24 protein-coding genes are annotated in these 23,135 nt (G+C 66.4%); 12 read left to right on the forward strand and 12 right to left on the reverse strand.

What is annotated here, in order from left to right; genetic code table 11:
• Window positions 1-22: 22 nt before the first annotated feature.
• Genes IP89_RS22720 through IP89_RS06905 form a run of 3 tightly spaced genes read right to left on the reverse strand, consistent with a single transcriptional unit; the run spans window position 23 to window position 2,791 of the window.
• Window positions 23-865 (reverse strand): ABC transporter substrate-binding protein, encoded by an 843-nt coding sequence (locus tag IP89_RS22720; protein ID WP_052080988.1) that lies wholly within the window; start codon window positions 863-865, stop codon window positions 23-25.
• Between the two features lies 1 nt (window position 866).
• Window positions 867-1,889, reverse strand: coding sequence for a ferrochelatase (hemH, locus tag IP89_RS06900; RefSeq protein WP_043308609.1), 1,023 nt, complete (start codon window positions 1,887-1,889; stop codon window positions 867-869).
• On the reverse strand, window positions 1,886-2,791 hold the full coding sequence (locus tag IP89_RS06905) for a TIGR01777 family oxidoreductase (protein ID WP_043308610.1): 906 nt from the start codon (window positions 2,789-2,791) through the stop codon (window positions 1,886-1,888). Before IP89_RS06905 ends, hemH begins: the two co-directional genes overlap by 4 nt.
• A gap of 209 nt (window positions 2,792-3,000) precedes the next feature.
• On the opposite strand from IP89_RS06905, the gene IP89_RS06910 reads away from it, so the two are divergent.
• From IP89_RS06910 to IP89_RS06925, 4 genes are read left to right on the forward strand one after another with little or no spacing between them, the layout of a single operon-like run.
• Window positions 3,001-3,987, forward strand: a complete 987-nt coding sequence (locus tag IP89_RS06910; protein WP_043308611.1) for an NAD(P)/FAD-dependent oxidoreductase — start codon at window positions 3,001-3,003, stop codon at window positions 3,985-3,987.
• Window positions 3,984-4,205, forward strand: a complete 222-nt coding sequence (locus IP89_RS06915) for a TIGR02450 family Trp-rich protein (protein ID WP_043308612.1) — start codon at window positions 3,984-3,986, stop codon at window positions 4,203-4,205. Before IP89_RS06910 ends, IP89_RS06915 begins: the two co-directional genes overlap by 4 nt.
• 43 nt (window positions 4,206-4,248) lie before the next feature.
• Entirely contained in the window at window positions 4,249-5,223 is a 975-nt protein-coding gene (gene rlmF / locus IP89_RS06920) for a 23S rRNA (adenine(1618)-N(6))-methyltransferase RlmF (protein WP_043309027.1), read from the forward strand.
• Window positions 5,223-5,807 (forward strand): YigZ family protein, encoded by a 585-nt coding sequence (locus tag IP89_RS06925; protein WP_043308613.1) that lies wholly within the window; start codon window positions 5,223-5,225, stop codon window positions 5,805-5,807. The genes rlmF and IP89_RS06925 overlap by 1 nt, the downstream gene beginning before the upstream one ends.
• A gap of 18 nt (window positions 5,808-5,825) precedes the next feature.
• On the opposite strand, the gene IP89_RS06930 is transcribed toward IP89_RS06925, so the two are convergent.
• Window positions 5,826-6,245, reverse strand: a complete 420-nt coding sequence (locus tag IP89_RS06930) for an Lrp/AsnC family transcriptional regulator (protein ID WP_043308614.1) — start codon at window positions 6,243-6,245, stop codon at window positions 5,826-5,828.
• 122 nt (window positions 6,246-6,367) lie between these two features.
• On the opposite strand from IP89_RS06930, the gene yjeH reads away from it, so the two are divergent.
• Both yjeH and IP89_RS06940 read left to right on the forward strand, forming a co-directional pair.
• On the forward strand, window positions 6,368-7,633 hold the full coding sequence (gene yjeH, locus IP89_RS06935) for an L-methionine/branched-chain amino acid transporter (RefSeq protein WP_043308615.1): 1,266 nt from the start codon (window positions 6,368-6,370) through the stop codon (window positions 7,631-7,633).
• Between the two features lie 190 nt (window positions 7,634-7,823).
• Window positions 7,824-9,155, forward strand: a complete 1,332-nt coding sequence (locus tag IP89_RS06940; RefSeq protein ID WP_043308616.1) for a TAXI family TRAP transporter solute-binding subunit — start codon at window positions 7,824-7,826, stop codon at window positions 9,153-9,155.
• Between the two features lie 49 nt (window positions 9,156-9,204).
• Here IP89_RS06940 and IP89_RS06945 read toward each other — a convergent pair whose 3' ends face one another.
• The gene (locus IP89_RS06945) at window positions 9,205-10,806 is read right to left on the reverse strand and encodes a M28 family metallopeptidase (RefSeq protein ID WP_043308617.1); all 1,602 of its coding nucleotides are present in this window, start codon (window positions 10,804-10,806) and stop codon (window positions 9,205-9,207) included.
• Window positions 10,807-11,083: 277 nt separating this feature from the next.
• Here IP89_RS06945 and yejK point away from each other — a divergent pair, with 277 nt between their 5' ends.
• Together yejK and IP89_RS06955 are read left to right on the forward strand one after the other, a co-directional pair.
• A complete protein-coding gene (gene yejK / locus IP89_RS06950) occupies window positions 11,084-12,091 on the forward strand; it encodes a nucleoid-associated protein YejK (RefSeq protein ID WP_043308618.1) in 1,008 nt (335 codons plus the stop codon).
• A 1-nt stretch (window position 12,092) separates the two neighbouring features.
• Window positions 12,093-12,434, forward strand: coding sequence for a glutaredoxin family protein (locus IP89_RS06955; protein WP_043308619.1), 342 nt, complete (start codon window positions 12,093-12,095; stop codon window positions 12,432-12,434).
• Between the two features lie 18 nt (window positions 12,435-12,452).
• On the opposite strand, the gene IP89_RS06960 is transcribed toward IP89_RS06955, so the two are convergent.
• The 3 genes from IP89_RS06960 to IP89_RS06970 form a co-directional block, all read right to left on the reverse strand.
• Window positions 12,453-13,388, reverse strand: a complete 936-nt coding sequence (locus IP89_RS06960) for a glutathione S-transferase family protein (RefSeq protein WP_043308620.1) — start codon at window positions 13,386-13,388, stop codon at window positions 12,453-12,455.
• Window positions 13,389-13,454: 66 nt separating this feature from the next.
• Window positions 13,455-13,754 (reverse strand): GIY-YIG nuclease family protein, encoded by a 300-nt coding sequence (locus IP89_RS06965; RefSeq protein WP_043308621.1) that lies wholly within the window; start codon window positions 13,752-13,754, stop codon window positions 13,455-13,457.
• A gap of 40 nt (window positions 13,755-13,794) precedes the next feature.
• Window positions 13,795-14,265: a nuclear transport factor 2 family protein gene (locus tag IP89_RS06970; protein ID WP_043308622.1), complete on the reverse strand. Its 471-nt coding sequence runs from the start codon at window positions 14,263-14,265 to the stop codon at window positions 13,795-13,797.
• 94 nt (window positions 14,266-14,359) lie between these two features.
• Here IP89_RS06970 and IP89_RS06975 point away from each other — a divergent pair, with 94 nt between their 5' ends.
• On the forward strand, window positions 14,360-15,319 hold the full coding sequence (locus tag IP89_RS06975) for a GlxA family transcriptional regulator (RefSeq protein ID WP_043308623.1): 960 nt from the start codon (window positions 14,360-14,362) through the stop codon (window positions 15,317-15,319).
• Window positions 15,320-15,370: 51 nt separating this feature from the next.
• On the opposite strand, the gene IP89_RS06980 is transcribed toward IP89_RS06975, so the two are convergent.
• The 4 genes from IP89_RS06980 to IP89_RS06995 form a co-directional block, all read right to left on the reverse strand.
• Window positions 15,371-16,132 carry an amino acid ABC transporter ATP-binding protein gene (locus tag IP89_RS06980; RefSeq protein ID WP_043308624.1) on the reverse strand — a complete coding sequence of 254 codons (762 nt, stop codon included), beginning with the start codon at window positions 16,130-16,132 and terminating at the stop codon, window positions 15,371-15,373.
• Window positions 16,133-16,144: 12 nt separating this feature from the next.
• Window positions 16,145-17,242 carry an amino acid ABC transporter permease gene (locus IP89_RS06985; protein ID WP_043308625.1) on the reverse strand — a complete coding sequence of 366 codons (1,098 nt, stop codon included), beginning with the start codon at window positions 17,240-17,242 and terminating at the stop codon, window positions 16,145-16,147.
• A 10-nt stretch (window positions 17,243-17,252) separates the two neighbouring features.
• Window positions 17,253-18,437: an amino acid ABC transporter permease gene (locus tag IP89_RS06990; protein WP_043308626.1), complete on the reverse strand. Its 1,185-nt coding sequence runs from the start codon at window positions 18,435-18,437 to the stop codon at window positions 17,253-17,255.
• A 99-nt stretch (window positions 18,438-18,536) separates the two neighbouring features.
• Complete coding sequence (locus tag IP89_RS06995; RefSeq protein ID WP_043308627.1) at window positions 18,537-19,565, reverse strand: amino acid ABC transporter substrate-binding protein; 1,029 nt, start codon at window positions 19,563-19,565, stop codon at window positions 18,537-18,539.
• 390 nt (window positions 19,566-19,955) lie between these two features.
• On the opposite strand from IP89_RS06995, the gene IP89_RS07000 reads away from it, so the two are divergent.
• The 3 genes from IP89_RS07000 (at window position 19,956) to IP89_RS07010 (ending at window position 23,066) form a co-directional block, all read left to right on the forward strand.
• On the forward strand, window positions 19,956-20,615 hold the full coding sequence (locus tag IP89_RS07000) for an alpha/beta hydrolase (protein ID WP_043308628.1): 660 nt from the start codon (window positions 19,956-19,958) through the stop codon (window positions 20,613-20,615).
• A gap of 246 nt (window positions 20,616-20,861) precedes the next feature.
• The gene (locus IP89_RS07005) at window positions 20,862-21,800 is read left to right on the forward strand and encodes a GGDEF domain-containing protein (RefSeq protein WP_043308629.1); all 939 of its coding nucleotides are present in this window, start codon (window positions 20,862-20,864) and stop codon (window positions 21,798-21,800) included.
• Between the two features lie 105 nt (window positions 21,801-21,905).
• Entirely contained in the window at window positions 21,906-23,066 is a 1,161-nt protein-coding gene (locus tag IP89_RS07010) for a dipeptidase (protein ID WP_043308630.1), read from the forward strand.
• Window positions 23,067-23,135 lie beyond the last annotated feature (69 nt).

Genomic DNA, 23,135 nt, shown 5'->3' on the forward strand with positions numbered 1-23,135 from the left:
AGTGGCCGCGGTTCCCTCCTGCCTAGCGCTGCAGCCAGAAACGGCTGTCCGCCGCGGGCAAGCCTTCCGGCAGATCGTTGCCGAGAATCAGCAGGCGCCGCTCGTGCAGGCGACTGCGCTCCAGCTCCCTGCCGAAATGGCGGAACAGCAACTGCTGGAAGCTGCCATCGAGCTGGATCAGGCGCAGACCGTCCTCGAAGCGCTCGCGCAGCTCGACATTCTGCCGATTGAAGGCGAAGTACACCGGCAGCGGGTAGACCAGCGCCAGGGTCGGCTCGACCATCAACTGCGGGTACTGTGCCGCCGCGCCATCGAACTCCGCCCAGACTTCGTGCGGTGCCCGGTGGTAGTAGTCGAAGCGGTGGCCAGCGAGCATCGCCAGCAGGTTTTCCGGGCGCGGCGTGCCGACCACCGGCAGGCCGTTGCGGGCAAACACGGAAAAATCGCTCCACTGGCTGACGAAGCCGCCGCGCAACTGGCGCAGGTCATCCAGAGTGCGCACCTGAGCGAAACGCGGTGCGTCTTCGCGGCGAATCAGTAGCAGGCGGTAGCCGAGCATGCCGGCGTGGATGTCGAAGGGCAGCATGTCGAACTGCTGCAGGCGCTCGGCATTGGGTGGCACGTAGGCCAGGTCCACCTCGCCATCGCGCAGCTGCAGCAGGCAGCGCTCCTGCGGCGGGTCTTCGACGAGAGCAGGGGCGATATGCAGCTCACCATGGGTGACCGCCGTACGCGCCAGGATCAGGTTGGCCAGCTCGATGCGATAGGCATAGCGCCCGACATCGTGCTGGCATACGCGCAGCTCTGCAGCCTGCGCGCTGAATGCCAGCGCCAGCAGGGCCAGCGCTGCGGCGACGATGTGCATTTCAGTTCGCCAGCGGCGCCCTCTCGCACAGCACTTTTAGCGCCTCGACCCACTGCGGGTGGTCGTTCAGGCACGGCACCAGCACCAGTTCCTCGCCGCCGGCCTCGCGGAACTGCTCCTGGCCGCGCTGACCAATCTCCTCGAGGGTCTCGATGCAGTCGGCGACGAAGGCCGGGCACATCACCAGTAGCTTCTTCACCCCGGCCTTGCCCAGCTCGTCCAGGCGCGCCTCGGTGTAGGGCTCGATCCACTTGGCGCGGCCCAGGCGCGATTGGAACGACACCGACCACTTGCCCGCCGGCAGCCCGGCGCGCTCGGCGAACAGCTCGGCGCTGCGCAGGCACTGGCTGCGGTAGCACACCGCCAAGGTCTCGTCGCTGACACCGGCGCTGCTGGTCGCGGTCAGGCTGTGATTGGGATCTTTCACCAGCTTGCGGATATGCCGCTCGGGCAGGCCGTGGAAGCTCAGCAGCAGGTGGTCGAAATCCTGCTCCAGATAGGGCTTGGCGCTGGCCACCAGGGCGTCGAGGTATTCTGGCTGGGCGAAGAACGGCGGCAGGCTGGCGAACTGCAGCGGCAGGTTCTGCTCGCGCACCACCCGGCGCACTTCTTCCAGTGCGGTGGTGGTGGTGCTGTCGGCGAACTGCGGGTAGAGCGGCGCCAGGGTCACCTTGCGCACACCCTGGGCCACCAGGCGGTTGAGCGCGCTGGCGATGGACGGCTCGCCGTAGCGCATGCCCAGTTCCACCGGGCCGTGCGGCCAGTGCGGCGCCATCGCCTCCTGCAGGCGGCGGCTGAGCACGATCAGCGGCGAGCCACCTTCCCACCAGATCGACGAGTAGGCATGCGCCGACTCGGCCGGGCGCTTGACCAGGATCAGCGACACCAGCAGCCGGCGCAGCGGCCAGGGCAAGTCGACCACATAGGGGTCCATGAGGAACTGGTCGAGGTAGCGGCGCACATCTGCCACCGAGGTAGAGGCCGGCGAACCCAGATTGAGCAACAGCAGGGCATGATCGGTCATGCGGTGTCCTTGAGCAGGTCGGCCAGGGCCGAGTCGAGATCGGTGAAACGAAATTCGTAGCCGGCGGCCAGAGCCCGCTGCGGCAGGGCCTTCTGCCCGCCGAGCAAGAGCCCGGACAGCTCGCCCAGGCCCAGCTTGAGCAACGGCCCGGGCAGCGGCAACAGCGCCGGGCGCTGCAGCACGCGACCGAGGGAGCGGGCAAACGCCTTGTTCCTGGCCGGCTGCGGCGCGCAGGCATTATAGGGACCGTGGGCGTCTTCCCGCTGCAAGAGAAAATCGATCAGGCCGATTTCATCGCGCAGGTGAATCCACGGCATCCATTGCCGACCGTTGCCGATCGGCCCACCCAGGCCCAGGCGGAACGGTAACAACAGGCGCTGGAGAAAGCCGCCGTCGCCAGCCAGGACCAGCCCGGTGCGCAACAGGACCACACGCAGGCCCAGCTCCTCGGCGCGCAGCGCGGTCTCTTCCCAAGCGCCGCACAGCTGGGCGGCGAAGTCCTCGATCACCGGCGGGCTGTCCTCGTGCAGCTCACGCTCGCCGCCGTCGCCATACCAGCCTACGGCGGAACCGTTGATCAGTACCTGCGGCCGCTGGTCGCGGCTGGCCAGCCAGGCCAGCAACTGCTCGGTGAGGCCGATGCGGCTGGCCCACAGCAGCGCCTTGCGCTTGTGCGTCCAGGGCCGGTCGGCGATGGGCGCGCCGGCCAGGTTGATCAGCGCATCCAGCGGGCCGTCGCCATACTCCTCGAGGCGGCCGATGCCGCGCACCGCAGTGCCACACAGCTCGGCGACGCGCTGCGGCGTGCGGCTCCACACGGTCAGCTGATGGCCCTTGGGCAACCAGTGTTGGCACAGGGCCCGGCCGATCAGACCTGTACCGCCAGTCAGCAAAATGTGCATGGCATCCTCCTCGCATGGCGTTAACCACCCGTCACCACCTAGTCTGAATCATGACGGTGCAACGTGCCTTCTTCCGGCCGGGCCGCCGTCCCAGTTTCAGCAGGCTCACGTACAAATACGTGAGATGGGTACCCCCAAATGCGTGTCCAACTTGTAACCGGCAGTACATCGCTCCGAGAAGCGACCGGTTCAGGGAAACGAGGCCCATCATGAACGCACCCATCGCAATAATCGGTACCGGCCTGGCGGGGCTCTCCGCCGCCCAGGCCCTGCATGCGGCAGGGCTGGAGGTCGAACTGTTCGACAAGGGCCGCGGCAGCGGCGGGCGCATGGCCAGCAAGCGCAGCGACGCCGGCTCGCTGGACCTCGGCGCGCAGTACTTCACCGCCCGCGACCGCCGCTTCGTCGAGGTGGTGCAGCAATGGCAGGCGCGCGGCTGGGTCGCCGAGTGGGACCCGCAGCTCTACCACTACAACGAGAACGGCCTATTGCCCTCGCCCGACGAGCAGGTGCGCTGGGTCGGCACGCCACGCATGAGCGCCGTCAGCCGCGCCCTGCTCGGCGCCCTGCCGGTGCACTTCTCCTGCCGCATCACCGAGGTGTTCCGCGGCGAACAGCACTGGAACCTGCAGGATGCCGACGGCAACAGCCACGGCCCGTACAGCAGCGTGATCATCGCCACCCCGGCGCCGCAGGCGACCAACCTGCTGGCCGCCGCACCCAAGCTGGCCAGTGCCGCCGCCGGGGTGATCATGGAGCCGACCTGGGCCGTGGCCCTGGGCTTCGCAACGCCGCTGGAGACCCGCGTCGAGGCCTGCTTCGTGCAGGGCGGCGCCATCGACTGGCTGGCGCGCAGCCGCAGCAAACCGGGCCGCGACGGCGCCTTCGACACCTGGGTGCTGCACGCCACCAGCGCCTGGAGCAAGCAGCACCTGGACCTGCCCAAGGAGGCGGTGATCGAACAGCTGCACGGCGCCTTCGCCGAGCTGATCGGCTGCGCCCTGCCCGCCCCGGCCTTCAGCCTGGCGCATCGCTGGCTCTACGCGCGGCCGGCCAGCGCCCACGAGTGGGGCGCGCTGGCCGACGCCGACCTGGGCCTGTACGCCTGCGGCGACTGGTGCCTGTCCGGCCGCGTGGAAGGCGCCTGGCTCAGCGGCCAGGAGGCGGCGCGGCGGCTGCTGGAACATCGCCAGTGAGGCCTGGCCGTATCAATCCGCGCAAGCTGCTGCTGTCGAAGTGGACGGCGCGCACGCCGCGTAATCGCGAGCGCCATTTTCTGGTCACCGAACTGCAGCGCAGCGACACCGGCGAGGTGCTGACGATCGACCTGCAGGCCGTGCTGACCGGGCGCAGCGAGCGCCTGGACTGGCACCTGCTGGAAGACACCGAGCGCTGGCAGATGGGCTGGAAGTAGCGTCTGTGGGACAATGCCAGCCCCGCTCGCCGAACAGCCCATCATGCGTCAGAAAGCCCAGCCCCCCCGCCAACCCAAGGCCGTCGCCAAGGGCCAGTTGCACCCGCGCAACCGCCACCAGGGGCGCTACGACTTCCCCAAGCTGATCGCCGCCAGTCCCGAGCTGGGCCGTTTCGTCATCCTCAATCCCTACGGCAAACAGAGCATCGACTTCGCCGATCCCGAGGCGGTACGGGTGTTCAACCGCGCGCTGCTGCGCCAGCTGTACGGCATCGCCCACTGGGACATTCCGGCCGGCTACCTGTGCCCGCCGATCCCCGGCCGCGCCGACTACCTGCACGGCCTGGCCGACCTGCTGAGCGAGACCGCCGGCGGCGAGATTCCTCGTGGCGAGCAGGTCCGCGTGCTGGACGTGGGCACCGGCGCCAACTGCATCTACCCGCTGCTCGGCCATAGCGACTATGGCTGGCGCTTCCTCGGCTCGGACATCGACCCGCAGGCCCTGGCCTCGGCCCAGTCGATCATTCAGGCCAACGGCCTGGACGCAGCCATCGAGCTGCGCCAACAGAACGAACCCAAGCACATCTTCCTCGGCCTGCTGGGCAACGAGGAACGCTTCGCCCTGAGCCTGTGCAACCCGCCCTTCCACGCCTCGTCGGCCGAGGCCGCCAGCGGCAGCACGCGCAAGTGGAAGAACCTCGGCAAGCTTGATCCCAAGCGCAAGCTGCCCAAGCTCAACTTCGGTGGGCAGAGCAACGAGCTGTGGTGCACTGGTGGTGAGGCCGCCTTCCTGCAGCGCATGGCCCGCGAGAGCGCGGCCGTGGCCGGCCAGGTGCTGTGGTTCAGCAGCCTGGTGTCCAAGGCCGGCAACCTGCCGATCCTGCAGAAAGCGCTGCAGCAGGCCGGCGCCGTGGAAGTGCGCCAGGTGGACATGGCCCAAGGCAACAAGCAGAGCCGCTTCCTGGCCTGGACCTTCCACGACGTGAACGCCCGCCGCGCCTGGCTGCAGGCCGGCTGATGGCCTTCACCCTCGGCGCGCCCTGCGAGTACCGCGAGGAAATCCGCAAGAGCCGCTTCATCGCCCTGGCCGCGCCTGTCGACTCGGCGGAGCAGGCGCTGGCCTTTATCGAGCAGCACAAGGACCTCGCCGCCTCGCACAACTGCTGGGCCTTCAAGTGCGGCCAGCAGTACCGCTTCAGCGACGATGGCGAACCCGGCGGCACCGCCGGCCGGCCGATCCTTGCCGCCATCGAGGGCCAGGACTGCGACCGCGTGGTGGTGCTGGTGATCCGCTGGTACGGCGGCATCCAGCTCGGCACCGGCGGCCTGGCCCGCGCCTATGGTGGTAGCGCGGCCAAGTGCCTGCAGAGCGGCGAGCGGGTCGAACTGGTGGCACGCGTGCAGGCGCGCTGCCATGTGCCCTTCGCCGAGCTGGCGCGGGTCAAGGCACGTCTGGGCGACTGGCAGGCGCAGCTGGAGAGCGAGAGTTTCGATGCCGAAGGTGCCGAGCTGCACCTGGCGCTGCCCAAGCAGCAGCTAGCGGTTGCCGCCGAGCAGTTGGCCAACCTGGGTCGCGGGCAGATCAGGCTGGAGTGGGACTGAGCCGTCTAGGTCAGGCGCTCACATGGCCCATTCGGTAACGACCATATGCGTCTTCACCCGCTGCATGCCGGGGAAGCCTTCGATCACGCCACGGATCTCGGCCAGGCGCGCCATGCTCGCCGCCTCCACCTGCACCAGCATGTCGGTCTCGCCGCTGATGCCGCAGCACTGGCGGATCTCCGGGTAGACGCGCATGCGTTCGACATAGTCCTGGCAGCGGCCGTCCTTGTAGAACAGCTCGAGGAAGGCCTTGACCCCACCAGCGCCTGGCTCGGCCACCTGGGCGTGGTAGCCGCGGATCACCCCGCCCTGCTCCAGCTGGCGGATGCGCTCGCTCACCGCCGAACGCGACAGGTTGACCTCGCGGGCGATCTGGCTGACGGAGGTGCGGGCGTCCTGGCGCAGCAGGGCGATGATCTGGCGATCGAACTTGTCCACGGTGGTTCTCGGCGGCAGGCAGTTTGACTACGGATTCCGCCAGTTTGCCGGTGATCGGCGGCGACCTGCGGCAGAGCGGCCGCTTAACATGGCGGGATCGAAAGAAGGAGCGAGCATACATCATGAGCCGGCTGAACAAGGAACTGGGGCTGCTGCAGGGCGTCGCGCTGCTGAGCACCTCGCTGCTCGGCACCGGCATCTTCGTGGTGCCGGCGCTGGCCGCCACCGCCGCCGGCCCCGCCTCGCTCTGGGCCTGGCTGATCCTGATCGCCCTGGTGCTGCCGGTGGCCTTCACCTTCGCCCAGTTGGGCAAGCGCTTCCCGCACGCCGGCGGCGCGCCGCACCTGATCGGCCGCGCCTTCGGCGGGCGCATGGAGCGGTTGATCGCCTTCCTGTTTCTCGCCGTTCTGCCGGTCGGCCTGCCCGCCGCGCTGAACATCGCCACCGGCTTCTGGCAGGCGCTACTGCCGATCGGCGCGGGTGGCGCACTGCTGATCCAGTTCGCCACCCTCGGCGCCATGCTCCTGCTCGGCCAGCGCCCGGCCCGCGCCAGCGGCATGGTGCAAGGTCTGATCGCCCTGGCGATCCTCGGCACCGTCGGCCTGATCTGGTGGGTTGGCGATCTGCCGCGCGCCAGCCAACCGCTGCTGCCGGCGATCGACGATTCCTGGCAACTGATTCCCGGAGCGCTGGGCGTGATGTTCTGGTGCTTCGTCGGCATTGAGGCCTTCACCCACCTGGGTGAGGAGTTCAAGCGTCCCGAGCGCGACTTTCCTCTGGCCCTGCTGCTCGGCGTGCTGCTGGCCGGCCTGGTGTACTGGGCCTTCTCGGTGGCGGTGCTGAGCTTCGGCGTGTACGGCGACGAGCACAGCGACGCCGCCTCGCTGCCGCGGCTAATGCACATGCTGCTCGGCGATGAGGCACGTGCGCTGGTCGCAGTGGTCGGCTACCTGGCCTGCTTCGCCTCGATGAACATCTACGTGCAGGGCTTCGCCCGCCTGATCTGGAGCCTGGCCGACGAAGGCAAGCTGCCGGCTGCCCTGGCTCCGCTCAACCGCCACGGCGTACCGGCGCGCGCGCTGCTGCTGGTGGTGCTGATCTGCTGCCTGTGCGCCAGCCTCGCCAGCGTGCTACAGCTGTCGGTGGACGACCTGATCCGCTACGCCAACGGCAACTTCATCGTCGTCTACCTGCTCAGCATGGCCGCCGGCTGGGTGCTGCTGCGCGGCGTCTGGCGCTGGATCGCCGGTTTCAGCACCCTGCTCTGCGCCCTGGTGCTGCTGGCCCTCGGTGTGGAAGCGCTATACGCCCTGGGCCTGCTCGCCGGCTTCGCGGTGATCGGCTACTGGCTGGAGCGCCAGCAGCGGCCGCAGGTCTCACGCAGCTAAGAACCGGTTTACGATCTCGCGAGCTAGAGATAAACGGCGGCGAAAGTGGCCGAGGAAGCGGAGTTTACGAGTGGTAAATGAGCATTCCGAGGGCGCTTTCAACTCCGTTTAGCCAACGCGCAGCAGATCGTAAACCGGTTCTGACCGGTCAAGGGCTATCCTCTGCCTGAGATAGCCTCAAGGACCGACCATGCGCCGCATTCTCCGCGACCTGAAAATCCTCATCCTCGCCAACCTGTGGATAGTGCCGGTGCTCGCCGGCCTGGTGGGCGCGCTGTTCTACTTCGTTGCCCCGCCGCCACCGATGCACGCACGCATGGCTACCGGCGCCGTGGGCGGTGGCTACCACACCTTCGCCGAGCGCCTGCGCGACGAGCTGGCCGAACAGGGCTTCGAGCTGGAGCTGGTGCAGAGCCTGGGCTCGCGCGACAACCTGGCCAAGCTGGGTGACGGCTCGGTGGAGCTGGCCCTGATCCAGAGCGGCCAGGAACTGACCCTGGACGACGAGGCACGCGGCAAGCTGGCCGGCCTCGGCGTGGTCTATCGCGAGCCGCTGTGGCTGTTCACCACGCGCAAGGTCAAGTTCGAACGCCTGGCCGACCTGCTCAAACTGCGCCTGGCCATCGGCTCGGAAGACAGCGGCACCCAGGCGGTGACCGCCGCGCTGTTCGCCGCCAACCGCATCGAGCCGGGCGCTTATCCCAAACAGTGGCAACAGTTGGGCGGCAGCCGCGCCGCCGACGCTCTGGTGGCTGGCGAACTGGACGCCGCCTTCTTCGTCGGCCCGGCGGAGAACCCGCTGATCCAGCGCCTGGCCGCCGAGCCCAAGCTGCGTCTGGTCAGCCTGCGCCGCACCGAAGCCTACCTGGCGCGCCTGCCCTACCTGAGCCGCCTGGCAGTCGGTGAAGGCATGCTCGACATGGCACAGAACACTCCGGATCGCGACATCGTCACCCTCGGCCCGGTCGCCACCCTAGTGGCCGGCGAGAGCTTCCACCCGTCGCTGACCCCACTGATCCTAGAGGCCGCGCGCGAGGTGCTGAAGAACGGCAGCCTGCTCGACCCCGCCGGCAGCTACCCGGCGCGTCCGCCGCTGTCGCTGCACATTCTGGACGAGGCCGACTACTACTACGAGAAAGGCCTGCCGATCCTGCAGCGCTACCTGCCGTTCCGCATCGCCTCGCTGGCCGACCGCTACATCATCCTCGCCATCCCGCTGCTGGTGCTGCTGTTCCCGCTGTTCAAGGCCATCGGGCCGATCTACCAGTGGCGCATCCGCGCGCGTATCTACCGCTGGTACAAGCACCTGCGCGAGATCGACCAGCAGCTGTACAAGGGCAGCCTCAACGGCGACATCGGCGCCGAGATCGAGCGCCTGGAAAAACTGGAAGACGAGTTGGCGCGGGTCGAGGTGCCGCTGTCCTACTCCAGCGAGCTGTACGAGCTGCACATGCACCTGCGCTACATGATCGAACGCCTGCACGCCGTGCAACGGCGCAAGGCCGCAGAACCAGCCGCATGAAAAAAGCCCCGCCAGGGCGAACCTGGCGGGGCTTCTGCTCAAGCCGGGGTCATTTGACCCAGTGCTTGCCCCAGTGGGTGATGTCGTAAGCCTTGGCCGCACGTTTCAGGCTGGGCGCCGCCTGGCTCGCCGCGATCTCGTCGTCGATGGCCTTGGTCGAGTGCGACAGCCAGCTGGTGACGAAGGCCATGGCATCGCCGTTGATCTCCAGCGCGCGCGCGTCGATGTTGCCCAGGTTGTCACAGGCCGCGTGATAGCAGGGATCGAGGGCGATGCCCGCGGTGCCGCCATAACGCGCCGCCTGCTCCTCGGTCTTCAGCACCTCGGCGCCGGTGAACAGCCCGCCGAAGGCGATGCCATCGGTGAAGAACTGCGCGTAGTCGGAGCGGAAGGTAATCTCGTCACCCTCGAACGGCAGGCCGCGCAGCTTGTAGTACTCCTCGAACAACTTCTCGATGGCGGCCGAGCCGGGCGGACCTTCCAGACCGTAGGCCGAGCCGTCGCCGTCATACACGAAGTAGGCGAAGTTCGGCGAAGCGATCATGTCGAAGTTCAGGTAGGCCTTGATCTTGCTCTTCTGCTCCGGCGGCAGCTGGGTGACGTAGTAGGTCGAGCCCACTAGCCCCGACTCCTCGGCGCCCCACCAGGCGAAGCGCAGCTTGTTGGTCGGCTTGACCTTGCGCAGTTGCACGGCCAGCTCCAGCAACGCGGCGCTGCCCGAACCGTTGTCGTTGATGCCCGCGCCCTCGTACACCGAGTCGAGGTGCGCGCCGGCCATCACCACATTGTTCGGGTTGCCGTGCTTGGACTCGGCCACCAGGTTGTAGGTCTGGGTCCGCTCGCGCACCACATCGGTGACCATGCGCAGGCGCAGCTCGGCGGTCTGCGCCAGGCTCACACCCACGTCATAGGTGGTGAACAGCACCGGAATGCCACCGGCATAGGCATCGCCCAGGGTGGCGCTGAGCAGGCCCTTGCGGTCCTCGCTGTCGCCCTGGTTGAACACCACCACGCCACTGGCGCCGGCATTGGCGGCGTTCTCCGCCTTGATCTGGAAGTTGCACGCACCGCGTTGCAGCAGGGCGATGGCACCGGCGGGGAAGCCGGCGAAGTCTTCCGCCTCGCAGCCACTGGTGGAGGTGTTGCCAGCACCGAGGGCGATGTCCACCGGCACCACGGCGGCGGTCACGTCACCGGCATCGGTCTGCGACAGGTAGGTGAAGTCCACCTCCCACTCGAAGCTGGCGGGTGCCGGAGCCACCGTCTGCAGCACGCCCGGCCCCTGGGGATAGAAGGCGCTGAACGGGAATGGCTGCAGCGTGACGCGGTAGCCGGCGCGCTCCAGGGTTTCCTTCACGTAGTTGAGCGAGCCGTCGTAGCCCGGCAGGCCGGCGGCGCGGTTGCCACCGTTGGCCAGGGCCACGTCGTGCAGCATCTGCAGGTGTTGCTGGGTGTTCTGCGCCTGCATGCAGCGCGGCAGCAGCAGCGGCGAGCTGTTCAGCAGCCCGGCGCGACACTCCAGCGGGCCGAGGCGCGTCGGGCTCCAGAGCTTGTCGAATACCTGCGAGAGATCCTGGGGACCGCCGGCGAGCGCCGGGGTGGCAGTGGCGGTGAGGAGCGAAGCGAACAGCAGCTTTTTCTTGTAATGCATGGGTTTTCTCCAATTCCGTTTTTGGAGCGCATGAATGCGGCGACACTTGTGGCACCACCGCGGGCCGTCCCTTTACTGCGTCGTGTGGACGCTGCAACAGTAGACGGCGGTTTTCCGGCAAGCGAAGCGGTTAGCTACTTTTTCTTCGAAATATTGCTGCAGTTCACCGACGATGGCAGCACATCGCCATCATCAAGAATGACGACCGACCCGCCGCGCGGCGTTGTCGGGTAGACTCCTCGCCCTGTTTCCCGCGAATCACCGAAGACCGATACCCATGCCGATCCGCCACTGCATCGTCCACCTGATCGACAAGAAGCCCGATGGCTCGCCCGCCGTACTGCATGCCCGCGACTCGGAGCTCGCCGCGTCCCAGGCCATGGAGAACCTGCTGGCCGACCTCAACGAGAGCTACAACGCCAAGCAGGGCAAGGCCTGGGGCCTGTTCCACGAGGAATCCGGCGCCTACCCGTTCAGCGGCTGGCTGAAGGCCTACCTGGACGGCGAGCAGGACTTCACCGCCTTCAGCCGTCAGGCCGTCGAGCAGCTGCAGAAGCTGATGGAAGAGTCCAACCTGTCGACTGGCGGCCACGTGCTGCTGGCCCACTACCAGCAAGGCATGACCGACTACCTGGCCATCGCCCTGCTGCACCACAGCGAAGGCGTGGCGGTGACCGAGGCGCTGGACGTGGCGCCAGCCAAGCACCTGGACCTCGGCCAGCTGCACCTGGCGGCACGCATCAACATCTCCGAGTGGCGCAACAACGCCCACTCCAAGCAGTACATTTCCTTTATCAAGGGCAAGAACGGCAAGAAGGTCTCGGACTACTTCCGCGACTTCATCGGCTGCCACGAAGGCGTGGATGCGCCGAGCGAGACGCGCACCCTGCTCAAGGCCTTCAGCGACTTCGTCGAAAGCGAGGACATGGCCGAGGAACAGGCTCGCGCCAAGACCGAGACGCTGGTCGACTACGCCACCAGCCAGGCCAAGATCGGCGAGCCGATCACCCTCGACGAGCTCTCCGGGCTGATCGACGAAGACCGCCCGCGGGCCTTCTTCGAACACATCCGCAACAAGGACTACGGCATGGCCCCGGAATTTCCGGCGGACAAGCGCACCCTCAACCAGTTCCGCCGCTTCACCGGCCGCGCCGAGGGCCTGTCGATTAGCTTCGAGGCCCACCTGCTGGGCTCGAAGATCGAATACGATGAGTCGCGCGACATGCTGATCATTCGCCAGGTACCCACCCAACTGAAGGACCAACTCAAGCGTCGCAAGGAGTGACATGGGTAAACGGATTTTCGTCCTGCTGGCGGCACTCGCCGCCTGGCAAAACTGGGAACGCATCGAGACCTTCACCGGCCTCAAGCCAGCGCCACAGGTAGCCGCCAGCAACGCGGACGCGCCAGTGGTGCTCTACGCCACGACCTGGTGCGGCTACTGCGCCAAGACCCGCAGCTTTCTCGCCGAACAGGGCATTCGCTACACCGAGTTCGACATCGAGAAGTCCAGCGAAGGCCGCCGCGCCTATGATGCGCTGGGTGGCAAGGGCATTCCGCTGATGACCATCGGCGATACCGTGATCCGCGGCTACAACCCGGAAGGGATCAAGGCGGCGCTGCGCTAGCGCCGCCCTGCTATCCGCTTACAGCGCTTCGATACGGAAGCCCAGGCGCGGGAAGTGCACATGCACGACGCCCGCGCGCTCGTCCTCACGGCGCAGGATCAGCTCCTCGGCGCCGGCGAACACCAGCTCACCTTCCACCGGATCGACGCCATAGTCGGTCGCAGCGATCTTCACCCGCTGGCCAGCCTGGAAGCCATTGGGCTCGGCGAAAGACTCGTCAGGTAGTGCTGCCGGGGTGGCCGCACGGGCGATCTCGATGGCCTCGGCGGCGCTCAGCTCGCTCGGCGCGCCATGGCCGAAGCCCAGCACGCGGCCAAGCCAGGCGCTGACATTGGGGTAGGCATCGACCAACGGCGCGGTGACCGGCGTGCCCTTGAGGAACCACAGGCAGTGGGCCAGGGAGAAGTCGGCCACCGACGGCTCGCCGAACAGGAAGTCGCCCTGCTCGCGCGCCAGCTGCTGCTCGACGCGGGCCATGATGCTCGGCCAGTTGTGCTTGGCCACATCGGCCGGAATGCGCGTCGCGGTGCCACCGCTGAACAGTCCGGCGCGGTCGGCAATGAACGCCTTGACCGCTTCCGGCGGCAGCTTGGCGAAGCGCAGCGCCACCGACTCAGGCTGGAACACCAGGCTCACCGCGTGCTGGAACACCACCGAGTCGACCCACTGGGCGAAGCTGGCGACGACGAATTCCTGGCCTTCCGGGAACAGCGCCGGAACGTTCTTCTCGGCCTCCAGGCGACGGGCGATCAGCGCGGTGTCGCAATAGATATCAGCGCCGATCTGCAGCACCGGGGTCTTGCGGTAGCCGCCGGTCAGCGCGGTCAGATCGGGCTTGGGCATCACCGGCGGGATCATCACCGAGCGCCAGGACAGCTGCTTGAAGCCCAGCAGCAGGCGCGCCTTCTCGGCGAACGGTGAAGTCGGGTAATGGTGCAGGATCAACTCGTGCATGACGGGCTCCGCGTCGGTGGCAGTGGAAGGGCAGCTTACCCTTGGGCAGCCACGCAGCCTACCCGTTCAGACTGATAGCGGGCTATCAGTTTTCTCCATGGCAAAAGCCTGCACCAGGCGCTCCTTGGCGACCTTGGCCAGCGCCTTGATCGCCCGCTCGCGGCGCAGCGCGGCGCTCTTGTCCACGCAACTCTCGATGTACACCAGCGCCTGCGCCGGACTGGAGTGGAAGAAGCGCGCGCCCTTGCCGCTGCAGTGCTGGGCGAAACGCCGCTCCGGATCGTCACTGATGCCGCAGTACAGCGCGCCGTTCTCGGCGCGGACCAGGTAGACGGACCAGGGCTTGGCAGGAGGCGTATCGGTCATGGCTCGGCAGCACAATGAAGGGCCGACGAGCTTACGCCAGTCAGCGCCCGCCCTGCCAGGCGCGCAGCCCGGCCATGGCCTGCTTGCGGATGGCGTCCTGTACCGGCGCCAGCCAGCCGAGCAGCACACCCTTGGTGCCCAGGGCCTGGCGCGCCCAGCGCCACAGGTCGAAGCGGTCGTGGTGCTCGACGATCTTGCCGCCGGCGAAGCGGAAGCTGGCCTCGATATGGTTCTCCACCATGCGCCCGGTCTGGCTGAACAGGTAGGTTGCCACCCAGCGCGCGCGGCCCTGCTCGTCGTCCGCCTCCAGCACTTCGTAGGTCAGGGAGAACTGCTTGGCGCGGGCACAGAGCATGCGCCACATATCGCCGGCGTCCGTGCCCTTGAGGTCACGGAACACCGGGTCGGAAAACGCCACATCGGCGGCGTAGCAGGCGGCCATGGTCTCGGCGTCCTGACGCTGGAAGGCCTGGTAGAAGCGGTCGATCAGTTCGGCATTGGGGTGGGCCATGAAGGCTGCTCCGGGTTGGGATGGGCAGAGTATGGTCGCCTAGGCGACGCCCGGCGATTGGCGATAAAGACAACTTTGTGTCAATAATCGCCAGATGATTCGCATCGCCCTCTACACCTGCCCGCAAACCGTGCTCTCCAGCCTGAGCATGGCCGACGACGCCTTTCGCCTGGCCAACCAGTTCGCCGGCGAAACCCTGTTCGAGCTGCAGCGGGTCAGCGCCGATGGCCAACCGGTGCAGCTGGGCTACGCACAGCTGCGAGTGAATGGCGACCTGAGCCTGGCCGAACAGGCCGACCTGCTGCTGATCCCCGCCACCGGCAGCGCCTTCGACCGTACCCTGGAAGGCAATACCGCCCTGCTCGCCTGGCTGGCCGCACGACCGCAGCACCAGCAGTTGGCCAGTCTGTGCAGCAGCGCCTGTCTACTGGCCGCCTCCGGCGTGCTGGACGGCCGCCGCGCCACCACCCACTGGGCCCTGGCGGATAACTTCCGCCAGCGCTTCCCACGGGTGCGCCTGCAGATCGACCAGCTGTTCACCGAGGACGGCAACCGCTTCTGTTCCGGCGGCGCCCAGGCCGGCCTCGACCTGTGCCTACACCTGATCGCCGTGCATGGCGGCGACTGGCTGGCCCAGCGCGTGGCCGGCGCCCTGGTGGTGGAGCGCGAGCGCGGCGGGCAGAGCCGCTTCGCCCCGCTGCTGCCAATGGCCGGGCAGGACGACCCGCTGATCGCCCCGCTGCTGCGCTGGCTGCAACAGCACCACGCCCAGGCCATCGACCTGCCACTGCTGGCCGAGCGCGCCAACTGCTCCACCCGCACCCTGCTACGGCGCTTCAAGGCAGCCACCGGGCTGACGCCCAACGACTATCTGCAGCGCCTGCGCATCAGCGCCGCGCAGAGCGCCCTGCGCAATCCGGCGCGTTCGCTGGAACAGGTGGCCGCGCAGGTGGGCTATGCCGACCGCGCCACCTTCGCCAAGCTGTTCAAGCAGCTCTGCGGCGAAACCCCAGGCGCCTTCCGCAAGCGCCTGCGTCAGCCGGCCACCGAATAACGCGCAAAGAAAAAGGAGCCCGAGGACTCCTTTCTTTTACCGCTGCGCCGATCAGTGCAGGATCTGGCCGAGGAACAGCTTGGTCCGCTCGTTCTGCGGGTTGTCGAAGAACGCGTTGGGCTCGTTCTGTTCGACGATCTCGCCGCGGTCCATGAAGATCACCCGATCCGCCACGGTGCGGGCGAAGCCCATCTCGTGGGTCACGCAGAGCATGGTCATGCCGTCCTGGGCCAGGCCAACCATGGTGTCCAGCACCTCCTTGACCATTTCCGGGTCGAGGGCCGAGGTCGGCTCGTCGAACAGCATGATCTTCGGCTTCATGCACAGGGCACGGGCGATGGCCACACGCTGCTGCTGGCCGCCGGAGAGCTGGCCCGGGTACTTGTGCGCCTGCTCGGGGATGCGCACGCGCTCGAGGAAGTGCATGGCGATCTCTTCGGCCTTGCGCTTGGGCATCTTGCGTACCCACATCGGCGCCAGGGTGCAGTTCTGCAGCACGGTCAGGTGCGGGAACAGGTTGAAGTGCTGGAACACCATGCCCACTTCGCTGCGGATCGCCTCGATGTGCTTGAGGTCACTGGTCAGCTCGGTGCCATCGACGATGATGCGCCCCTGCTGGTGCTCCTCCAGGCGGTTGATGCAGCGAATGGTGGTGGACTTGCCGGAACCCGACGGGCCGCAGAGGACGATGCGCTCGCCCTGCTGCACGTTGAGGTTGATGTCCTTGAGCACGTGGAACTGGCCGTACCACTTGTTCACGCCCTGCAGCTGAATGATCGGCTCGGCCGCGGCTTCTTTCTTAACTTCGGTCATGGTCTATGACTCCTAACGCTTGTGGCCGGTGTCCAGCTTGCGCTCCAGGCGCATGGAATAGCGGGACATGCCGAAACAGAAGATCCAGAACACCAGGGCGGCGAACACGTAGCCCTCGGTAGCCATACCCAGCCAGGCCGGGTCGGTGGTGGCTTGCTTGATGCTGTTGAGCAGGTCGAACAGGCCGATGATGATCACCAGGCTGGTGTCCTTGAACAGGGCGATGAAGGTATTGACGATGCCCGGGATCACCAGCTTGAGCGCCTGCGGCAGGATCACCAGACCCATCATCCGCCAGTAGCCCAGGCCCATGGCCGAAGCCGCCTCGTACTGCCCCTTGGGAATCGCCTGCAGGCCACCACGCACCACCTCAGCGATGTAGGCGGACTGGAACAGGATCACCCCGATCAGGGCACGCAGCAGCTTGTCGAAATGCAGCCCCTCGGGCAGGAACAGCGGCAGCATCACCGAGGACATGAACAGCACGGTGATCAGCGGCACGCCGCGCCAGAACTCGATGAAGGTCACGCAGATCACGCGGATCGCCGGCATCTTCGAGCGTCGGCCCAGCGCCAGCAGGATGCCCAGCGGCAAAGCGCCGGAGATACCGACGGCGGCGATCACCAGGGTCAGCATCAAGCCGCCCCATTGGCTGGTGGAGACCGTGGACAGACCGAGGAAGCCACCGTGCAGCAGCCAGTAGGCCAGCAGCGGGTAGATCACCAGGAACGCCAGACCATAGACGGCCTTGCGCGGCATCGCCGGGACGAACAGGGGCGCCGCGCCGATCACCGCCAGCCACACGGTGAGGTCGACGCGCCAGCGCAGCTCTTCCGGGTAGAAGCCGTACATGAACTGGCTGAAGCGCTCCTTGATGAACACCCAGCAGGCGCCTTCGCTGGTGCAGTCGGCGCGGGTAGTGCCGGTCCAGTCGGCCTCGAAGATCGCCCACTTCAAAAGCGGCGGGATGATCAGCCAGACCAGGTAGATGGCCAGCAGGGTCAACAGGGTGTTGAACCAGCTGGAGAACAGGTTGGATCGCAACCAGCCGACCACGCCCACGCTCATGCGTGGCGGCGGCAGGCTGGGGCGAAATTGATGAACTTCCATGCGCTTCTCCTTACCGCTCGATCAGCGCGATGCGCTTGTTGTACCAGTTCATCAGGATCGAAATGCTGATGCTAATGGCCAGGTACACACTCATGGTGATGGCGATGGCCTCGATGGCCTGGCCGGTCTGGTTCAGGGTCGTGCCGGCGAACAACGAGACCATGTCCGGATAGCCGATGCCGGCGGCCAGCGACGAGTTCTTCGCCAGGTTCAGGTACTGGCTGGTCAGCGGCGGGATGATCACGCGCAGGGCCTGCGGGATGATCACCAGACGCAGGGTCTTGCCGGCCGGCAGGCCGAGCGAACGAGCCGCCTCGGTCTGACCGTGGCTGACCGACTGGATGCCGGAGCGCACGATCTCGGCGATGAAGGCCGCGGTGTACACGGTCAGGGCCAGAGTCAGCGCCATCAGCTCAGGGATCATTACCCAGCCACCACGGAAGTTGAAACCCGTGAGCGCCGGCACCGTCCAGTGGAAGGGATCGCCGAACACCAGCATGGCCAGGCCCGGCAACGCGACGATCAGCAGCAGGCTGCTGATCAGGGTCGGGAAGCCCTGGCCGGTGGATTCGAAGCGCTGGCGCGCCCAGCGGGCGATGAACCAGATCGCCACCAGGGCGATGATCACGGCAATGAAGAACGGCCAGAAACCTTCGGCGATGGTCGGCGACGGCATGTTCAGGCCGCGGTTGCTGAGGAAGAAGGTGTCACCGATGTTGACGCTCTGCCGCGGACCGGGCAGTGGCAGGAACACGGCGAAATACCAGAAGAAGATCTGCAGCAGCGGCGGGATGTTGCGGAAGGTCTCGATATAGATCGTGGCCAACTTGTTGATCATCCAGTTTGGCGACAGCCGCGCCACCCCGAGAATAAAGCCGAGGATCGTCGCGAGCACGATGCCGATCCCAGCCACCAACAAGGTATTGAGCAGACCGATGACGAAGACGCGACCATAGGTGTCGCTCTCCTTGTAATCGATCAGGTGCTGGGAGATACCGAAGCCTGCGCTGTGATCAAGGAAACCGAAACCGGAGATGATCCCGCGCTGGGCGAGGTTGTGCTGGGTGTTGTGGAACAGGTACCAGCCGATCGCCACGACAGCGACCACGGCTATGAGCTGGAATAGCCAGCCGCGCACCTGCGGATCGGTCCAGACCGATGTCCGCGGGCGCGAAGAAATAGGGGGATTTTGCATAACGGCCCTCATGGAAACTCCGCGCCCATGAATTGCGGCGCGGAGTTCGCGAAATCAGGAACACCATCGCCCCTCACACGAGGGGCGATGGCATGGCGGTCAGCGCACCGGCGGTGCGTACTGCAGACCACCCTTGTTCCACAGGGCATTGAGACCACGCTCAATCTTCAGCTCGCTGCCGGCACCGACGTTGCGCTCGAAGATTTCGGCATAGTTACCGACTTGCTTGACGATCTGTACGGCCCAGTCCTTCGGCAGTTTCAGATCCTTGCCGAAATCACCCTCGGCGCCCAGCAGGCGGGCGATGTCCGGGTTCTTGGTGCTCTTGGCCATTTCTTCCACGTTGGCGGAAGTCACGCCCAGTTCCTCGGCGTTGAGCTGCGCGAACAGGCTCCAGCGCACGATATCGAACCACTCCTCGTCACCCTGACGTACGGATGGGCCGAGCGGCTCCTTGGAGATCACTTCCGGCAGAACGACGTAGTCGTCCGGCGCGGCCAGCTTGATGCGCTGGGCGTACAGCTGCGACTGGTCGGAAGTCAGCACGTCGCAACGGCCGGACTCCAGGGACTTGGCGCTCTCGTCGGAGGTGTCGTAAGTGATGGGGGTGTACTTCAGGCCATTGGCGCGGAAGTAGTCAGCCAGGTTCAGCTCGGTGGTGGTACCGGCCTGGATGCACACGGTGGCGCCGTCCAGTTCCTTGGCGCTGGAAACGCCGAGCTTCTTGTTCACCAGGAAGCCTTGACCGTCGTAGTAGGTCACACCGGTGAAGTTCAGGCCCATGGCCGCATCACGCGAGCTGGTCCAGGTGGTGTTGCGCGACAGCATGTCGACTTCGCCGGACTGCAGCGCGGTGAAGCGCTCCTTGGCGGTCAGCGGGCTGTATTTGACCTTGGAGGCGTCGCCGAATACGGCGGCGGCGACGGCGCGGCACACGTCCACGTCGATACCCAGGTAGTTGCCCTTGGCGTCGGCGTAGGAGAAGCCCGGCAGACCGTCACTGATACCGCACTGCACGAAGCCCTTCTTCTTCACCGCATCCAGGGTCGCACCGGCATGAGCGAAGCCGCTCACCCCGAGAACTGCGGCCGTGGTCAGTACTGCCAGGGTGGATTTCACCATCTTCATCAAAACCTCCAAGTGTTCTTGTTTGGTCGAGTCTCGGTCCTGCCGCCGTACCCTTGTGAGGCACGTTCGATCCCGCCACCATGGCGGGGTCAACCGGGGTGCGAACCTGGAGTGAGTCTAGATGCCGTTCTCGAGAGCGGCGAATGACTCATCCATCTCCGTAGGTCTTACGGAAAAGAGACGCAGCAGATTGTCCGGCTTTCCGCTCCATGGCGGCCCCCGCCGGACCCGCTCACTACAGCAAGCCGCGTACCACTTTCGCAGCCATGGCGCATTGACTGCAGGTCAATAGGCAAAGTTTTAGCCGTGCGACATCTTGTTAACGGATTCGCTGACAGAACATCGACGCCGCGCTCGCAAATGACGCGCGCGCACCATTTTGGAGCAAATATGCAAGACGCCCTGATACTCGACCCCGCACAAAGCGCAGACGCCTGCGTCATCTGGTTACACGGCCTGGGCGCCGACCGTTACGACTTCGAGCCCGTCGCGCAGATGTTGCAGCAGCGTCTGCCCACCACCCGCTTCGTCCTGCCGCAAGCGCCGAGCCGCCCGGTGACCATCAATGGCGGCTGGTCCATGCCCAGCTGGTACGACATTCTGGCCATGAGCCCGGCGCGGGCCATCGACAAGGAGCAGATGGAGGTCTCGGCGCAGACGGTGATCGACCTGATCGAGGCGCAGCGCGATGGCGGCATCGACCCGGCGCGCATCATCCTGGCCGGCTTCTCCCAGGGCGGCGCGGTGGTCTTCCATACCGCCTTCCTGCGCTGGCAGGGTCCGCTGGGCGGGCTGATGGCGCTCTCCACCTACGCCCCGACCTTCGCCGATGACCTGCAACTGGACGCGGCCCGGCGCCAGCTGCCGGTGCTCTGCCTGCACGGCAGCCAGGACGAGGTGGTGCCCCATTTCATGGGCCGCGCCGCGCACGATGCGCTGGCCGCACAGGGCGTGCCGGTCGGCTGGCGCGAATACCCGATGGGCCATGAGGTGGTGCTGGAGGAAATCCAGGATATCGGCGACTGGCTGCAACAACGCCTGGGCGCTTGAGCGCCGCGTCAAGCAGCCGTCGCAAGCAACGCGGATCGCTCTAAGTAGAGGCTGAAAGGTCAAGCGAATGGCATTGGTCACAACCCCGTCCATCGCTTGCGACCGCCGGTCGGGAGGCTCTGGGCTGAGCATTGCGTAGCCGATGTGGCCAAGCATATGGTCGCGGCAGGTGTTCGCCCTAAACAGGGAGTGTTACGCGATGCCCAGCTCAACCAGCAGCAGCCGGACAGGTCATTCATTTTCCCGATGAAAAACACCGACTGGCAGCAGGATCTCCAGCAGATCAGCCAATTGCGGCTGTTCCAGAACGTCGCGGCCAGCAATCTGCAACAGCTGCTGGAGGAGTTCCGCGCCTGCGAGCTGGAAGCCAGCGAGATCCTCCTCTCCCCCTTCAACCGCAACCAGCACCTCTACCTGCTGCTGGAAGGCGAGCTGAAGGTCTATCTCGGCTCACTCGACAACCAGCCAGTGAGCACCCTGCTCCCCGGCGACTGCGCCGGCGAAATCAGCTTCATCGACAACGACCGGCCTTCGGCCTATGTGGTCGCCACCCAGCCATCGCTGGTGTTGCGCCTGCACCGTGAGTCGCTGATCAAGCTGTTCAACCAGTCGCCCGAGCTGATGCAGAACCTGCTGGAGCTGCTTTGCGACCGCGTGCGCCAGGGCAATCGGCTGATCCTCGACAGCGAGCAGAGCGCCAACGTCGACATCCTCACCGGCTGCTTCAACCGCCGCTGGCTGGAGCATGTCTACGAGCGCGAGAGCACCCGCTGCGCCTTCAACGGCCAGCCGATGAGCATGCTGATGCTCGATGTCGACCACTTCAAGGCGTACAACGACCAGCACGGCCACCTGGCTGGCGACTATGCCCTGTGCCTGGTGGCGCATACCCTGCGCAACCAGCTGCGCCCCAAGGACAGCCTGGTGCGCTATGGCGGCGAGGAGTTCGTCATCCTCCTGCCGGAGCTGGACGCCATGGCCGCCCGCACCATCGGCGAACGCCTGCGCCAGAGCCTGGAGCAGATCGGCTCGTTCTACTCGCCGGTGGGCATTCTGCCAGGCGTCACCGTGTCCATCGGCATGACCCAGATGCAGGACAAGGACGGCCTCGAAAGCCTGATCGCCCGCGCCGACTCGGCGCTGTACAAGGCCAAGCAACAAGGGCGCAATCGCCTGTTCGGCTGAGCACGACAACCCCGCCAAAATCCCCGGCGAATCCGCCACCCCGGCACTACCGCAGGACTCGCCTTGTTAGAGTCAGGCGCATAACAACAACGACTGGATGTCTCCATGCGCAAGCTGCTGCTCGCCCTGCTGATCCTCGTGCCAGTGGGCGCGGGAATCTTCTTCACCGTGCCCACCCTGCTCGACCGCGCCATGAACGGCGTGACCAACCCCGCGCCCTACCCGGCCAGCGACAAGGCCGAGCAGCTGCACCAGCGCCTGTTCGTCGCCGACCTGCACGACGATGCCCTGCTCTGGCAGCGCGACCTGCTCGAACGCCACGACTACGGCCACTCCGACCTGCCGCGCCTGCTGGAAGGCCACGTCGGCCTGCAGGTGTTCTCCACCGTGACCAAGACCCCGCGCGGCATCAACTACGAGAGCAACCCCAGCGACACCGACAACATCACCATCCTGGCCATGGCCCAACGCTGGCCGAAAGAAACCTGGGGCAGCCTGCTGGCCCGCGCCTTGTACCAGGCCGACAAGCTGAAGCAGGCCGCGGCCGCCAGCGAAGGGAAACTGGTGCTGGTCCGCAACCGCGGCGAACTGGCTCGCTACCTCAAAGACTGGCAACGCGACCCGCAGCGCCTGGCCACCGTACTGGCCACCGAGGGCCTGCAGCCCATCGAGGGCAAGCTGGAGAACATCGACGTCCTGTACGACGCCGGCTTCCGCATCGCCGGCCTGACCCACTTCTTCGATAACGAAATCGGCGGCTCGGCCCACGGTCTGGACAAGGGTGGCCTGACCCCGCTGGGTCGCCAGGTGATCACCCGCCTGGAAGAGAAGCGCATGCTGGTCGACCTGGCCCACGCCTCCAAGCCGCTGATCGACGACGTACTGGCCATGGCCAAGCGCCCCGTGCTGGTCTCCCACACCGGTGTCGCCGGCACCTGCCCCGGCCCGCGCAACCTCACCGACGACCACCTGCAACGCATCGCCGCCACCGGCGGGGTGATTGGTATCGGCTACTGGGACGCCGCGGTCTGCGAGACCTCGGTCGGCGCCATCGTCCGCGCCATCCGCTACGCCGCGGACAAGGTCGGCGTGGCCCACGTGGCCCTGGGCTCGGACTTCAACGGCACGATCACCGCGCCCTTTGACAGCACCGGCCTGGCGCAGATCACCGAGGGGCTGCAGCGCGCCGGCTTCAGCGACGCCGACATCGCCGCGATCATGGGCGGCAACGTGCGCGACCTGCTCTTGGCCAACCTGCCCGATTGACCGGCTGCAGCCCGCGCAGCACTTCGCCGCGCGGGCTTCTTGCTTTACACTGGCGACCGTTCATTCCTT

Source organism: Pseudomonas sp. ML96 (assembly GCF_000761545.1).
In the GTDB taxonomy this organism is placed as follows: Bacteria; Pseudomonadota; Gammaproteobacteria; order Pseudomonadales; family Pseudomonadaceae; genus Aquipseudomonas.

Excerpts from the sequence above, each read along its gene's own strand:
- IP89_RS22720 (WP_052080988.1), bottom strand. The coding sequence starts at position 865 with ATGCACATCGTCGCCGCAGCGCTGGCCCTGCTGGCGCTGGCATTCAGC.
- hemH (WP_043308609.1), bottom strand. The coding sequence starts at position 1,889 with ATGACCGATCATGCCCTGCTGTTGCTCAATCTGGGTTCGCCGGCCTCT.
- IP89_RS06905 (WP_043308610.1), bottom strand. The coding sequence starts at position 2,791 with ATGCACATTTTGCTGACTGGCGGTACAGGTCTGATCGGCCGGGCCCTG.
- IP89_RS06910 (WP_043308611.1), top strand. The coding sequence starts at position 3,001 with ATGAACGCACCCATCGCAATAATCGGTACCGGCCTGGCGGGGCTCTCC.
- rlmF (WP_043309027.1), top strand. The coding sequence starts at position 4,249 with ATGCGTCAGAAAGCCCAGCCCCCCCGCCAACCCAAGGCCGTCGCCAAG.
- IP89_RS06925 (WP_043308613.1), top strand. The coding sequence starts at position 5,223 with ATGGCCTTCACCCTCGGCGCGCCCTGCGAGTACCGCGAGGAAATCCGC.
- yjeH (WP_043308615.1), top strand. The coding sequence starts at position 6,368 with ATGAGCCGGCTGAACAAGGAACTGGGGCTGCTGCAGGGCGTCGCGCTG.
- IP89_RS06940 (WP_043308616.1), top strand. The coding sequence starts at position 7,824 with ATGCGCCGCATTCTCCGCGACCTGAAAATCCTCATCCTCGCCAACCTG.
- IP89_RS06945 (WP_043308617.1), bottom strand. The coding sequence starts at position 10,806 with ATGCATTACAAGAAAAAGCTGCTGTTCGCTTCGCTCCTCACCGCCACT.
- yejK (WP_043308618.1), top strand. The coding sequence starts at position 11,084 with ATGCCGATCCGCCACTGCATCGTCCACCTGATCGACAAGAAGCCCGAT.
- IP89_RS06955 (WP_043308619.1), top strand. The coding sequence starts at position 12,093 with ATGGGTAAACGGATTTTCGTCCTGCTGGCGGCACTCGCCGCCTGGCAA.
- IP89_RS06960 (WP_043308620.1), bottom strand. The coding sequence starts at position 13,388 with ATGCACGAGTTGATCCTGCACCATTACCCGACTTCACCGTTCGCCGAG.
- IP89_RS06965 (WP_043308621.1), bottom strand. The coding sequence starts at position 13,754 with ATGACCGATACGCCTCCTGCCAAGCCCTGGTCCGTCTACCTGGTCCGC.
- IP89_RS06970 (WP_043308622.1), bottom strand. The coding sequence starts at position 14,265 with ATGGCCCACCCCAATGCCGAACTGATCGACCGCTTCTACCAGGCCTTC.
- IP89_RS06975 (WP_043308623.1), top strand. The coding sequence starts at position 14,360 with ATGATTCGCATCGCCCTCTACACCTGCCCGCAAACCGTGCTCTCCAGC.
- IP89_RS06980 (WP_043308624.1), bottom strand. The coding sequence starts at position 16,132 with ATGACCGAAGTTAAGAAAGAAGCCGCGGCCGAGCCGATCATTCAGCTG.
- IP89_RS06985 (WP_043308625.1), bottom strand. The coding sequence starts at position 17,242 with ATGGAAGTTCATCAATTTCGCCCCAGCCTGCCGCCGCCACGCATGAGC.
- IP89_RS06990 (WP_043308626.1), bottom strand. The coding sequence starts at position 18,437 with ATGCAAAATCCCCCTATTTCTTCGCGCCCGCGGACATCGGTCTGGACC.
- IP89_RS06995 (WP_043308627.1), bottom strand. The coding sequence starts at position 19,565 with ATGAAGATGGTGAAATCCACCCTGGCAGTACTGACCACGGCCGCAGTT.
- IP89_RS07000 (WP_043308628.1), top strand. The coding sequence starts at position 19,956 with ATGCAAGACGCCCTGATACTCGACCCCGCACAAAGCGCAGACGCCTGC.
- IP89_RS07005 (WP_043308629.1), top strand. The coding sequence starts at position 20,862 with ATGAAAAACACCGACTGGCAGCAGGATCTCCAGCAGATCAGCCAATTG.
- IP89_RS07010 (WP_043308630.1), top strand. The coding sequence starts at position 21,906 with ATGCGCAAGCTGCTGCTCGCCCTGCTGATCCTCGTGCCAGTGGGCGCG.